Origin of the sequence: Paraburkholderia sp. BR10954, from assembly GCF_040965775.1 — a bacterium.
Classification (GTDB): Bacteria; Pseudomonadota; Gammaproteobacteria; order Burkholderiales; family Burkholderiaceae; genus Paraburkholderia; species Paraburkholderia youngii.
The window spans coordinates 143502-157053 of sequence record NZ_JBFRCK010000001.1 but is presented as its reverse complement, the minus strand read 5'-3'; the positions used below and the strand labels follow the sequence as shown (position 1 = coordinate 157053).

The 13552-nt window shown below is 63.6% G+C and carries 10 protein-coding genes and 1 pseudogene; 6 read left to right on the top strand and 5 right to left on the bottom strand.

Going from position 1 to position 13552, the window contains the following annotated elements; translation table 11 throughout:
- Window positions 1-90: 90 nt before the first annotated feature.
- Window positions 91-834 (bottom strand): hypothetical protein, encoded by a 744-nt coding sequence (locus AB4Y34_RS00705; RefSeq protein ID WP_368714922.1) that lies wholly within the window; start codon window positions 832-834, stop codon window positions 91-93.
- Window positions 835-1257: 423 nt separating this feature from the next.
- Between AB4Y34_RS00705 and tssD the strand changes: the two are divergent.
- From tssD to tssE, 3 genes and pseudogenes are all read left to right on the top strand, one after another.
- Window positions 1258-1494 (top strand): annotated as a pseudogene (gene tssD, locus AB4Y34_RS00700) (type VI secretion system tube protein TssD); the annotation flags it as partial.
- A gap of 125 nt (window positions 1495-1619) precedes the next feature.
- On the top strand, window positions 1620-4331 hold the full coding sequence (gene tssH / locus AB4Y34_RS00695) for a type VI secretion system ATPase TssH (RefSeq protein ID WP_368714921.1): 2712 nt from the start codon (window positions 1620-1622) through the stop codon (window positions 4329-4331).
- Window positions 4332-4345: 14 nt separating this feature from the next.
- Complete coding sequence (gene tssE / locus AB4Y34_RS00690; protein WP_368714920.1) at window positions 4346-4771, top strand: type VI secretion system baseplate subunit TssE; 426 nt, start codon at window positions 4346-4348, stop codon at window positions 4769-4771.
- A gap of 351 nt (window positions 4772-5122) precedes the next feature.
- Here the strand turns inward: tssE and AB4Y34_RS00685 are convergent, their stop codons facing one another.
- Window positions 5123-5419 carry a hypothetical protein gene (locus AB4Y34_RS00685; RefSeq protein WP_176379425.1) on the bottom strand — a complete coding sequence of 99 codons (297 nt, stop codon included), beginning with the start codon at window positions 5417-5419 and terminating at the stop codon, window positions 5123-5125.
- 689 nt (window positions 5420-6108) lie between these two features.
- On the opposite strand from AB4Y34_RS00685, the gene AB4Y34_RS00680 reads away from it, so the two are divergent.
- From AB4Y34_RS00680 to AB4Y34_RS00670, 3 genes are all read left to right on the top strand, one after another.
- Window positions 6109-7401 (top strand): cation:proton antiporter, encoded by a 1293-nt coding sequence (locus AB4Y34_RS00680; protein WP_368714919.1) that lies wholly within the window; start codon window positions 6109-6111, stop codon window positions 7399-7401.
- Between the two features lie 413 nt (window positions 7402-7814).
- Window positions 7815-8093, top strand: a complete 279-nt coding sequence (locus tag AB4Y34_RS00675; protein WP_018434317.1) for a DUF1488 family protein — start codon at window positions 7815-7817, stop codon at window positions 8091-8093.
- Between the two features lie 20 nt (window positions 8094-8113).
- Window positions 8114-8905, top strand: coding sequence for a phosphate/phosphite/phosphonate ABC transporter substrate-binding protein (locus AB4Y34_RS00670; protein WP_368714918.1), 792 nt, complete (start codon window positions 8114-8116; stop codon window positions 8903-8905).
- A gap of 32 nt (window positions 8906-8937) precedes the next feature.
- On the opposite strand, the gene AB4Y34_RS00665 is transcribed toward AB4Y34_RS00670, so the two are convergent.
- From AB4Y34_RS00665 to AB4Y34_RS00655, 3 genes are read right to left on the bottom strand one after another with little or no spacing between them, the layout of a single operon-like run.
- Window positions 8938-11022: a biotin carboxylase N-terminal domain-containing protein gene (locus AB4Y34_RS00665; RefSeq protein WP_368714917.1), complete on the bottom strand. Its 2085-nt coding sequence runs from the start codon at window positions 11020-11022 to the stop codon at window positions 8938-8940.
- 51 nt (window positions 11023-11073) lie between these two features.
- Complete coding sequence (locus tag AB4Y34_RS00660) at window positions 11074-11862, bottom strand: enoyl-CoA hydratase/isomerase family protein (RefSeq protein ID WP_368714916.1); 789 nt, start codon at window positions 11860-11862, stop codon at window positions 11074-11076.
- A gap of 49 nt (window positions 11863-11911) precedes the next feature.
- Window positions 11912-13519, bottom strand: coding sequence for a carboxyl transferase domain-containing protein (locus AB4Y34_RS00655; RefSeq protein ID WP_176379420.1), 1608 nt, complete (start codon window positions 13517-13519; stop codon window positions 11912-11914).
- Between the last annotated feature and the right edge of the window lie 33 nt (window positions 13520-13552).

Sequence of the window (13552 nt, the reverse complement as noted above, 5' to 3'; positions counted from 1 at the left end):
CAAGTCTTGCCAAGACCGGCCGAAGCTCGTCTCAATTTATATAAGACGGATCGCTCATCAGGCTAGCACGATCCCCATTCGCATCATCGGCTAGCGCAACTGCGCATCGCACGCGTCGAAATGCGCCTGAAGAGCCTGATACTGATCAAGATCAGCCCACTGGCGACACAACGCGAGCGCAGATCTACGTGCGTCGTCCGATACCCCACATCGTTGCTGGATCGCGGGAAGGTACCGCCCGACATCCATACCAAGATATTCGCCTTCCGGAAAACGAAAATGCTCCGTCAATGCACACTTCCGGCTCCAGTAAACCGTGCGGAGCCTTTCGACGAAACTTCCAAAATACTCATCCGGTTCGATGTATGGGGCCAGATACTCCACAATAGTGGGTTCGCTATGACGATCCATCTTCTCGGCTGTTTTCGCTGCCACCGGCCCGTGCGACTCTGCGGCCGCCTTCGTACTACTGTTGACGGACGCATGCCGGCGCATCCCGGACTTACCGCAACCCGTCAGGCCAATGGCACGAACATCCGCCAGCCTGTTGCCTTCCTTGAGGCAACCACGAACTTGGTTTATTACTGCGTCAATTTCCGGATGTCGCACGTAAAGCACCTCCAACCTTGCTTTATCGCTCGGAGAGCCGGCAATGAGAGGGTTTATTGCAATCTCTTGATTCGAAAGCTCCTGCATTTTGCGCCTCCCCAGTGTCGTCAAAGGCGTGGCCGCGAAGAGAAAGAAACTTGGTTTTGAATCCTTGAATGCTACTCGGCTACCTGTAAATTGCAACGAGATGTAGTCGGCCTTGGGCCGTGTGGTTGCCGTCCACATTGCCCAATCGATCTCCAGCCCTTTGACTCGGTTTGTGCATGAATTGAGGCTGGCGGTCGATCAGGCTCGGCGACCTCCGAACCGCACCGTTTTGGCTCGACCGCAAATTGGTGCAAACGGCGGCCGCAGTTGGACGCATTGAGCCTGTGTAGTTGAGGGCGTTTATCGAGCGCAGCATTCCGAAGTGATGAACTAACCTGTAATGAGTGAATGACTAGCGTATGAAGGCAGGCATTGCCCCGAGCCTACCGCAATGCCACCACAGAACAAGTATGTTCTGGGGTCAGCGAATTCGAACTCGCGGGACCGCAAGAATTTAGTCATAAATTTCCATGACTCAGATTTTTTAGGCAAGAAAGAAGAAACCCCGCAAAACAAGTCTTATTGGCGCGGGAAATTTCCACAACTTTAGGAAGTTAATGGTCGGTCGAGATCAAGTGGTACAAGATCGACGACGCCGGCAAGGAAAAGGAATACTTCAACACGAAGCTCGACAACGTGAAGATCGTCGCAGTCAAGCCCAGGATGTTCGACATCAAGAACCCCGACTACGAGAAGCACAACCACCTCGAAGACGTCGAGCTGCGCTACGAGACGATCACGTGGTCGTACAAGGACGGCAACATCATCCACAAGGATACCTGGAACGAGCGTTCCTGATTTGCGCGTGATTCGCGAAACCAGCGCGTCGACGCGCCGTTACCGGTTCGCGTGCCGGGCTGGTCCTTTTTCATCGGCGAGTGCACAGCGCACTTGCCGCCTGCATCCTTGACCGGACTGCCGACATGACCTTGTGCGACGACCGAAGAAGCGCGTTTTGGGACACCACTCAACTGCTGCGCCGACTGAACCCACACTGCGCGCAGGCGCTCGAAGCGGCCGCGAGCCTTTGCCAGACGCGGCAGGCCGACGAGATCACGGTCGAGCACTGGCTGCTGAAGCTGATCGAAGCTGGCGACGGCGACATCCCCGCTGTCCTGCGGCATTACACGATCAATATCGACGCGCTGTGGGACGCGCTGCTCAGTGCAATCGATCGCTTGCCGCGCAATCTGCGCGGCAAGCCCGCGCTGTCGCCGCAGCTAGCGGCACTGCTTGCGGATGCATGGCTTCACGCATCGTCGGAGGGCGAAGACGCGCGAATCCGCTCCGGGAATCTGTTGCAGGCGATCGTCGATGCGCCCCATATACTGCGCGCACAGCATGCGTGGCCATTGCTTGCCATCAGCAGCGCGCAGATCGAGCGGCTGCTGCCGCGAATTGCGCATCGGTCGTGCGAAAGTGAAATCGAAAGCGAAGATGACGAACGGCAACCCGAACGGCCGCAACCTTCGGCGACCGCCTCGGCGCCGAACGTCGTCTCTCGCACAAAGGAGACCACGCCCGCCAGCGCCGACGCCCTCGCCCGCTTCGCGCTCGACCTGACCGACAAGGCGCGCCGCGGCGACATCGATCCGGTATTCGGGCGCGACCGCGAGATCCAGCAGATGGTCGACGTGCTCGCGCGCCGTCGCAAGAACAATCCGATCCTCGTCGGCGAGCCGGGTGTGGGCAAGACCGCGCTCGTCGAAGGGCTCGCGTTGCGAGTCGTCGAAGGAAGCGTGCCGAACGTGATCCGCGACGTGCGCATCCTCACGCTCGATCTCGGCTTGCTGCAAGCGGGCGCCGGCGTGAAAGGCGAATTCGAGCAACGCCTGAAGAACGTGATCGACGAGGCGCAGGTTTCGCCCGTGCCGATCCTGCTGTTCATCGACGAAGCTCACACGCTGATCGGCACCGGCAACGCCGCGGGCGGCGCCGACGCCGCGAACCTGCTGAAGCCCGCGCTCGCGCGCGGCGAATTGCGCATGATCGCGGCGACCACGTGGTCCGAATACAAGCAATTCTTCGAGCGCGACGCCGCACTGGAACGCCGCTTCCAGATCATCAAAGTCGACGAACCCGACGACGACGCGGCCTGCCTGATGCTACGCGGCCTGAAGGCCCGCTACGCCCAGTTCCATCAAGTGCACATTCGCGACGAAGCACTGGTCGCCGCGGTCAAGCTGTCGCGTCGCTACATACCCGCACGGCGGTTGCCGGACAAGGCCGTCGATCTGATCGACACCGCCGCCGCACGCGTGCGCATGGGCCTCGACGCACCGCCGGCCGAGTGGCAACGCGCGCGTGCCGTGGTCGCCGCGCTGGCGCTCGAACACGCGACGCTCGCAGACGACGAGCGCGCCGGCATCGACGACGGCGAAGCACGCCGCGGCGCGCTGGACGCCGCGCTCGCGAACGCGAAGACCGAACTCGCGGCGCTGCAAACACGTTACGAACAGGAACTCGAACTCGTCCAGGCGCTGCACCGCCAACGCGACAGCGACGCTGTCACGCGCGATCCCACCGCGTTCGCGCAAGCACGTCGCGCACTCAGGACCGCCCAAGGCAAGGCCCCGTTGATCTTCGCGGACGTCGACGCCCGGGCGATCGCACGCGTCGTCGCCGAGTGGACCGGCGTGCCGGTTGGCAGCCTCGTCGAAGACGAACTGCAAAGGCTGCTGACGCTGGAAACGCAGCTCGCGACACGCGTCGTCGCGCAGCACGATGCGCTCGCCGCCCTGTCCGAAAGCCTGCGCACCGCCAAGGCGGGGCTCAAGAATGAACATGCGCCGCTCGGCGTGTTTCTGCTTGCTGGACCATCGGGCGTCGGCAAGACCGAAACTGCGCTCGCGCTCGCCGACCTGCTGTTCGGCGGCGAAGCCGCGCTGATGACGATCAATATGTCCGAGTATCAGGAGTCGCACACGGTCTCGCAATTGAAGGGCTCGCCGCCCGGCTACGTCGGCTATGGACGCGGCGGCATTCTGACCGAGGCGGTGCGGCAGCGTCCGTATTGCGTCGTGCTGCTGGACGAAGTCGAAAAAGCGCACGGCGACGTGCTCGATATGTTTTATCAGGTGTTCGATCGCGGCATGATGCGCGACGGCGAAGGCCGCGAGATCGACTTTCGCAACTGCGTGGTCCTGATGACGTCCAATCTCGGCAGCGCGCAAATCGATGAAACGACCGCGGAAAATCCCGGCGTCTCGCACCACGAGCTGCTCGACGCGATTCATCCGCAACTCGTCGGCCACTTTCAACCGGCGCTGCTCGCGCGCTTCCAGACGCTCGTGTATCGCCCTCTCGATGCGAGCGCGCTGGCCTCGATCGTGCGTCTGAAGCTCGCTAAAATCGCGCAGCGTCTACACCGCCAGCACGGCGTCGAACTGAACTGCGACGAAGCGCTGATCGATGCGATCGCCGAGCTGTGTCTCACGCGCGAATCGGGCGCGCGCAATATCGATGCGTTCCTGAATCAGCGCATTCTGCCGACGGTGTCGCGCGAACTGCTCGCGCGCATGGCATGCGGAATAGCGCCCTCCAGGATCTTGCTGACCAGTTCCCCCGAAGGCAATCTGACGATCGAAATTGTCGATCGCGACGAAGCCGTCGCTGAACATTCAGCGCACGGTTGACGGTGCGCCACCCGATGCCGGCGGGACCGTCCCTCTACGAAATGCTGCTCGGCCAGATCGGCGGCGAGCCGCTCGGCGCCTACGACGACCGCACGCTCGAATGCCTGAGCGTGCAACAGAACGTGCAGCGCATTCTGAACACGCGCGCGGGCGCGTTGAAGCACCTGCCCGACTACGGTCTGCCGGACATGACGAACATCTACAAGGCATTGCCGTCGTCGGCGCACGCGCTGAAGCAGCAGATGGAAGCGACACTGTTGAAATACGAACCACGTATTCGCGCTATCGACATCGACATCCTCGAGGACGATGATCCGGGCGTGCAGGTCAGTTTCGAAATGACGTGTCATTTGCAGAGGGCCGGGCTCGTGCGCTTCGGCACATATTTCGAGCCGCCCGGGCGGTTGCATGTACGACGCCTGATGCAGGAGCGCAGGTAATCAATGCTACGCGCATCCGACTGAGACATTTGTTCACAAGTGCTCGACCGACAACTCGCTATAGTGGGGAAGGTCGATCACGGGTCCGATCGACCTTCCCGGACAGACATTGAGTCTGTCCTTCGGCAGCCTCGATCGCGCTTCGCGTTCGAGGCTTTTTTCTTGTGTTTTCTGTTGTCGTGCCGATGTGACAGTGCGTTATCGAGCGCCCGCGATTTCAATCGGGCAAAAAAAATTCCCGCACAGGGGAGCGGGATTAAAACAACAGGACGCTGAGGAGACGGGCACGCCCTGTCTGGGACCCTATGCACCGCTGGGATACGCGTGGTTATTTCTACGCTCGCCACGACCTTAGGCCGCCTTGCGCGCGAGGCCATCGCCCATCACGCTCACCACGTCGTCGACGACCCGAGTGGCGGCCGCGAATCCAGCCGCCAGTACTTCTCGCAAATCGGTCGCCGAACGACCGGCTGGCGGACCGACGCGGAAAGCAGTCGACCACTCGCCGCCGATCAGCCGCGTCTTCAACGTGACGTTCGCCACGTACGCGCGCCGCGCAGTGACACCGCCGACAGGTGAGCACGTATGTGTCGCATGCAACGCGTTGACCGTGATGTCGAATCCACGATAACGATAGGTTTGCTCCATAATCTTCTCCGTCTTCAGCCATTTCTACACAACAGCATTTCGCCATGTATCGATGCTGCATCATTCTCGACTCGTAATTGTCAAAAATTGTCAGATCTTCGGCGATTTCCGGTTAGGGCTTTCTCTGTTTTCGGCATGCCAATTCCGGCGTCTCACATGGCCAATAGTGGGTGTCATCGGACGGCAAAGCGAACTACAAATTGATAATGCCAATTCAGATCAAATTGAATAGATCGTGACGAATCAAGCCGTGCGGAAGATCTCGAAATAAAAAAGCTATATCCCAAAATAAAGACCGGAACTCGCCCGGCGCTTCAGTGGTCCGAACACTATCATTGCCCATCGCGGCACCTTCTGGCGAGCCTGGCTCCAACAGGTTCGCCGTCATCCGCTTGTGGTCCGATTAAGTACTTTGCGTCTGCTCGCATCGTCCGTCGAGTTTGAATAAGGCGTCTGTAGCGGTACGTCGCTCTATCGCCAGCGGCAACGATCGTGTCATTGCAAACCGTAGATCGTTTATCGGATTGAATGAGCCTGAATAAGGAATTGCTGGTGAAACATCTCGCTGGTTCAATATCGCAATCGTGGCGGCTTTCTCTGCCTGCCGGTTTTATGCCTCTTCGCGCAAGTTACCTCGCTGCCACGATGATCACGCGTTCGCGCCGCCGCGCAACGTGGGAGCATGCACGATGAGCGTCTTCCAGATTGCCGGCGCGCTGTTGGCCATCGTCGCGCTGTTCGGCGTCCTCAACTATCGGTTCATCAGGTTACCCGACACCCTCGGCATCACCGCAGTCGGGCTCGTCGTCTGCGTCGGCATTTCGGCGCTCGGCTTCTACTATCCGGCGATGGCGATCGCCGCGCGCAAGATCGTCGTGCAGATCGATTTCCCCGACATCGTGTTTCACGGTCTGCTAAGCCTGCTGCTGTTCGCCGGCGCACTGCACGTCGATCTGTCGAAGATGCGCACGCAGCGGCGCGCAGTGCTGATGCTCGCGACGATCGGCGTATTGATTTCGATCGCGGTGGTCGGCTTCGGCTTTTACTACGCGGCGCAATGGCTCGGCCAGCCGGTCAGCCTGCTGTGGTGCCTCGCGTTTGGCGCGCTGATCTCGCCGACCGATCCGATCGCGGTGCTCAGCGTGCTCAAGCGGGCGGCGGCGCCCGAGAGCCTCGAAACCAAGATCACCGGCGAATCGCTGTTCAACGACGGCACGGCCGTGGTCGCGTTCGTCACGCTAGTCGGACTCGCGACCGGCGCGAACGAGTTTTCCGCGGGCGCGATCGCGTTCGATCTGCTGCGCGAAGTCGCCGGCGCGCTCGTGCTCGGCGCGGCGCTCGGCTTCGGCGCGTCGCTGCTGCTGCGAGGCATCGACAGCTATCCAGTCGAGATCCTGATCACGCTCGCGCTCGCGACCGGCGGCTATAGTCTCGCCGAAGCACTTCACGTGTCGGCGCCTCTGGCGGTCGTGATCATGGGGCTCGTGATCGGCAATCACGGCGCGTCGACATCGATGTCGGAGAAGACGCGCGAGCATCTGTTCAACTTCTGGGACCTGCTCGACGAGTTGCTCAATCTCGTGCTGTTCGGGCTGATCGGACTCGAAATCATTGCGCTGTCGCTGCGCTTCGAGATCGTTTGGCTTGGGCTCGCGGCGATTCCGGTCGTGCTGTTCGCGCGCGGCGCCAGCGTCGCGATTCCGTTGCTCGCGCTGCAGAAGTTTCGGCGGCTCAGTCCGCATTCGGCTGTCGTGCTGACGTGGGGCGGACTGCGCGGCGGCATCTCGATTGCGCTCGCGCTGTCGCTGCCCGAGTTTCACGGACGCGAAATGTTCATCGGCGTCACGTATCTGGTCGTCGTGTTCAGCCTGCTGATTCAAGCGACGACCTTGGGTCCGCTGATCCGCCGGCTCAATTTCTCGGGAACTCACGTAACCCGGCGGGCCGCGCCCGACTCATCGCCTGCACAAAACGCGCGCTAATCGTAAAGTGGATACCTACGCGGATCTACACCGCGAGGTTGGTGGGAAAATCCCAAAGACAGTCCGAGACCGGCGCGAGCAGTTCGCGCGCCGATTTCAACGTTGGGTTGGAGCGCCCGATTTAAGCGTCTTCTGAGCAGTGCCCGCCGTGATTCCGACTCGCGGCGGCCCACCACGAGGCAGGACCGATGGCGAGCGAATCGCCGCGGTCTTCCCTCCGGCCACGGTTCGCGCCGCGGCCCTGGCTCGGGCTTGAACGAGTCCGCCGCCAGTTTCTGGCTTACTTTCCGCCAGTTTCCGGACCGTCGCGCCTGCCGCGGCGCCGGGCATTTGGCCGTCAATGCCGGTTCTCCCACATACCTGGCAGGCGCGGTTTGTCATCCTGTCGATTCAGGCGTTGGAAGGAGTTCGCCATGTCGGTCTATGTCGATGAGGGGTTTCGGCCCTGTGTGACGGAATGCGCGACGGTCGCGTTCCGGGTGTGCTGCGACGATCGCGCACAGGTTTTTGAAGTCAGCGCCGACGCGCTGGTCGAGTTCTGCGGCGCCGAGAGCCGTCGCAAGGAGGACCTGCTGGTCGCGTTCGAGGATGCGCAGGACGAGATCCTCTCGGTCGCCGCGCAGCGCTGGCAGTACACGCCGAGCGAGCCGGTGCGGCTCGGTCTGGACGATTTCAAATTGGTCAGACATTAGGCGTGCGAGAAACGCCCTTCATGAGCTGGATCGCTGCCCTGCCGATGTACAACGTGACGCCCGCGCTCGACCTCGAATGGCGCGTGTGGCTCGACGACGTGCTGCACCGGGTCAAGCCCGCGTGCCGCATCGTCGAACCGGACGAGGAATTGCACGGCTTCTGGCGGCGCCCGAACCTGCTGATCTCGCAGACCTGCGGTTATCCGCTGATGCACGGGCTTCACGCGCAGGTGCAATTGGTCGCGACACCCTGCTTCGATGCGCCGGGCTGCGACGGCGCGCATTACTCGAGCGTACTGGTCACGCGCGCCGACGCGCGCTTCGACTCACTCGCCTCGTGCCGCGGCGCACGCGCCGCCTACAACCAGGACGATTCGAACAGCGGCATGAACGCGTTTCGCCACGCGGTCGCGCCGCTCGCTCGCGCCGGCATGTTCTTCGGCTCCGTGCTGCGTACGGGCTCGCATCTTGGCTCGCTGCGCGCGGTCGCGGACAATCGCGCGGACGTCGCCGCGATCGACTGCGTGACCTTCGCCTTCGTTGGCGATGTGCTGCCCGAACTGGCGCGGCGCGTGCGCGCGATCGGCATGACCGCCGCGTCGCCGGGCTTGCCGCTGATCGCCGCGGCCAATGTGCCGCCGGCCACGATCGCCGAGCTGCGCGACGCATTGAACGAGACGCTGAGCATCCGCCCCGAGCGAGCGAAACGCCTGCGTTTGAGAGGTTTTTCGGCGCTGCCGCTGACCGACTACGCGCGCATCGGCGAGCTCGAAAGCGAGGCGCGCGCCGCGGGGTACGCGCGGCTCGCCTGATTCACGCCGTCCTCATCTTCCACTCGGCGCGCTCATCCACCCGCCTGCTGCACGTCCAGCACCAGCAGCTGCGCGCCGTCGGTGACCTGATCACCAACCGCATACAGCACCTCGGCGACGGTGCCGGCCGCCGGCGCGCCGATCGTATGCTCCATCTTCATCGCTTCCATCACGATCAGCGGCGCGCCCTTCTCGACCACCGCGCCCGGTCCGACCAGCACCGCGATCACCTTGCCCGGCATCGGCGCGGTCAGACGGCCTTCGCCGTGCTCGGCATCCGCAGCATGCGCGAGCAGGTTCTGCCATTCGAATGCGAGCGTCTCGCCGTGGCAGAACACGTGGAACCTGTCGCCGTCGACAAATACGCGCCCCGTCACGCGCGCATCGCCGATCGTCGCGCGGAATTCGTGGGCGCCCGCGCCGACCGACCAGCTGAAGTCCTCGCGCACGCCGTCGTGTTCGAGGGTTTGCACGAGCGCTTGCGGGTCCCCGTTGCGCGCGAAAACGACCGTGAACGACTCGGGGCTGTCGTCGTTGGCGCGGTCGTCGATCACGCGCCAGCCGAGCGTTTGCGTGTAACCGCTATTGAGCCGCCAGTGCGACAGCGCGTCCCACGGCGATGCGCCGTGCGCGGTGCCGCCCTCGCGCGTCAGCAACGCGGCGCACGCGAGCGCGAGCGCTTCCTTGAACGGCTTCTGTGCCGGCGCGAACAGCGCATCGTGATGACGCTCGATCAAACCGGTGTCGAGGTCACCGCTCGCGAACGGCTCGCTCGCGACGATGCGCCGCAGAAACTCGACGTTCGTATGCGGCCCAACGACCTCGCACGCATGCAGCGCGCGTGCGAGCCGCGCCAACGCCTCCTCGCGCGTCGCACCGTGAACGATCAGCTTGGCGATCATCGGATCGTAGAACGGCGTGATCGTGTCGCCCTCGCGCACGCCGCTGTCGATGCGCACCGGCGCCTTGCGTCCCGGCTCGCCGAGTCCGGCCGCGCCTAAGCCGGCCGCGTCGATCGCGAACTCGACGCCTTCGGGCATGCGCAGATGCTTGAGCATGCCGGTGGACGGCAGGAAACCGCGGGCCGGATGCTCGGCGTAGATGCGCGCCTCGATCGCGTGGCCGTCGAGCTTCAACTGCTGCTGCGTGAGCGGCAGTGCCTCGCCCGCGGCAACGCGCAGTTGCCATTCGACGAGGTCCTGCCCCGTCACCATCTCGGTGACCGGATGCTCGACTTGCAGCCGCGTGTTCATCTCCATGAAATAGAACTCGCCGGTCGGCGTCATGATGAACTCGACCGTACCCGCGCCGACGTAATTGACCGCGCGCGCGGCGGCCACGGCCGCTTCGCCCATCGCGCGTTTGACCTCGGCCGACAGCCCCGGCGCGGGCGCTTCCTCGAGCACTTTCTGATGCCGCCGCTGCACCGAGCAGTCGCGATCGAACAAATAAACGGCGCCGCCGTGCCGATCGGCGAACACCTGGACTTCGACGTGCCGCGGCCGCGTCAGATACTTCTCGATCAGCACGCGATCGTTGCCGAAGCTGCTGGCCGCCTCGCGCTTGCACGACAGCAGCGCGGCCGCGAAGTCGGCGCTGCGCTCGACCACGCGCATGCCCTTGCCGCCGCCGCCCGCGCTCGCTTTCAGCAACACCGGGTAACCGATCGCGTCGGCCTCGCGCTGCAACAACTGCGGCTGCTGGTCATCGCCGTGATAGCCGGGCACGAGCGGCACCGCGGCCGCGTGCATCAGCGCCTTCGCGGCGGCCTTCGAGCCCATCGCGGCAATCGCTTCGACCGGCGGTCCGATAAAGACGATGCCGGCTTCCTCGCACGCATGCGCGAAGTCTTCGTTTTCGGAAAGGAAGCCGTAGCCCGGGTGTATGGCCTGCGCGCCGGTCGCGCGCGCGGCTTCGATGATGCGTTCGATGCGCAGATAGCTTTGCGCCGCCGTCGAGCCGCCGACATGCACCGCTTCGTCGCAGACGGCGACGTGTTTCGCGTTGGCATCGGCGTCCGAATAGACGGCCACGCTCGCGATGCCGAGCCGCTTGCAGGTCGCCGCGACGCGGCACGCAATCTCACCCCGGTTGGCGATCAGGATCTTGTTGAACATGAGTGTCTCGATGAAATAGGCGGTACGGGGCGTTGTTGTTAGCGGGGCCTGTCAGTTGCGCCAGCCCGGCGCGCGCTTTTCGAAGAATGACGCGACGCCCTCGCGGCCTTCGGCGCCGGCTCGCGTCTTCGCAATCCGCACTGCCGTGTCTTCGATCAGCGCGTCGCTCAATTCGCGACCTGCGATGTCCTGCACGAGCCGCTTGCAGGCGCGCACCGCTTGCGGGCCGTTCGCGCACAGCGTCTGCGCGAGCTGCGCGACCGTTGCGTCGAGCTGCTCGGCATTGGAGACGGCTTCGCTGACGAGACCCAGCCGCAACGCGGTCGCGCAGTCGAACGCTTCGGCGGTGACGAAGTAGCGCCGCGACGCCTGCTCGCCGAGCGCGCGAATCACATACGGCGCGATCGTCGCGGGAATCAGCCCGAGCCGCGCTTCGGACAGGCAGAAGTGCGCGCTGTCCACCGCGACGACGATGTCGCATGCGGCTATCAGGCCCATGCCGCCCGCATACGCGTCGCCATTCACGCGCGCGATCACCGGCTTGTTGCAGCGATATACCGCCGACAGCATGCCCGCGAGACGCATCGCATCGGCGCGGTTCTCGTCGTCCGAGTAGCCGGACATTTTCTTCATCCAGTTCAGGTCGGCGCCCGCGCAGAACGCCTTGCCGTTCGCGGCGAGCACGACCGCGCGCACGTCGTCGCGGGTGTCGAGCGCGGTAAATGCGGCGGTCAGCTCGGCGATCATCGTTTCGTTGAACGCGTTGCGCACGTCCGGACGATTGAGCGTGACCGTCGCGATCTGGCCGGCAACCTCGACCTTCAGCGTTTCGTATTGCATGCGTAGCACTCCTTTGGCTGGCTTTCTCGCAGCGCGGCGCCGCGCGCCATCACATTCTGAACACGCCGAAGCGCGTGTCTTCGATCGGCGCATTCATCGCCGCCGACAGGCCGAGGCCGAGCACGTCGCGGGTCTGCGCCGGGTCGATCACGCCGTCGTCCCACAGCCGCGCGCTCGCATAGTACGGATGGCCCTGATGCTCGTATTGCTCGCGGATCGGCTGCTTGAACGCCTCTTCTTCCTCCGCGCTCCAACTGCCGCCCTTCGCTTCGATGCCGTCGCGCTTGACCGTGGCGAGCACCGACGCCGCCTGCTCGCCGCCCATAACCGAAATGCGGGCGTTCGGCCACATCCACAGAAAGCGCGGCGAATACGCGCGGCCGCACATGCCATAGTTGCCCGCGCCGAAGGAGCCGCCGATGATCACCGTGAACTTCGGCACCTTAGCGGTCGCGACGGCCGTCACCATCTTCGCGCCGTTTCGCGCGATGCCTTCGTTTTCGTACTTGCGGCCGACCATGAAGCCGGTGATGTTCTGCAGGAACACGAGCGGAATCTTGCGCTGGCAGCACAGCTCGATGAAGTGCGTGCCCTTTAGCGCCGACTCCGAAAACAGAATGCCGTTGTTCGCGACGATGCCGACCGGATGCCCCCAGATATGCGCGAAGCCCGTCACGAGCGTCGTGCCGTAGCGCGCCTTGAATTCGTCGAATGCGGAATCGTCGACGATGCGCGCGATCACCTCGCGGATATCGAACGGCTTGCGCGTGTCGACCGGAATCACGCCGTAGATGCTGTGCGTGTCGTAACGCGGCGGCTTCGGCTCCTGCAACGCGAGCGGCGTCGGTTTCACGCGGTTCAGATTGCCGACGATGCTGCGCGCGATCCCGAGCGCATGCGCATCGTTCTGCGCGAGATGATCGACGACGCCCGACAGACGCGTATGCACGTCGCCACCGCCGAGATCTTCGGCGCTGACCACTTCGCCGGTCGCGGCTTTGACGAGCGGCGGTCCGCCGAGAAAGATCGTCCCCTGGTTCTTCACGATGATCGACTCGTCGCTCATCGCCGGCACATACGCGCCGCCCGCGGTGCACGAGCCCATCACGACCGCGATCTGCGGAATGCCCGCCGCCGACAGATTCGCCTGGTTGTAGAAGATGCGGCCGAAGTGATCGCGATCGGGAAACACGTCGTCCTGATTCGGCAGATTCGCGCCGCCCGAGTCGACGAGGTACACGCACGGCAAGCGGTTCTCGCTGGCGATTTCCTGCGCGCGCACGTGCTTCTTGACCGTGACCGGATAGTAGGTGCCGCCCTTCACGGTCGCGTCGTTGCAGACGATCATGCACTCCTGCCCCGCGATGCGGCCGATGCCGGTGATCACGCCCGCGCCCGGCGCGTCGTCGTTGTACATGCCGTACGCGGCCAGTTGCGACAGTTCGAGAAACGGCGTGCCCGGATCGAGCAGGTATGCGATCCGGTCGCGCGGCAGCAGCTTGCCGCGGCCAGTGTGCTTGTCGCGCGCGGCCTGGCCGCCGCCCTGCGCGAGCTGCTCGATCTTCGCGCGCAGATCGGCGACCAGCGCTTCGAGCGCCGCCGCGTTCGCACGGAAGTCGTCCGAGCGGGGATTCAGTTTTGATTCGATGATCGGCATGACGTGGCTTCTCCAGAGGGCCGTTCGTTTTGC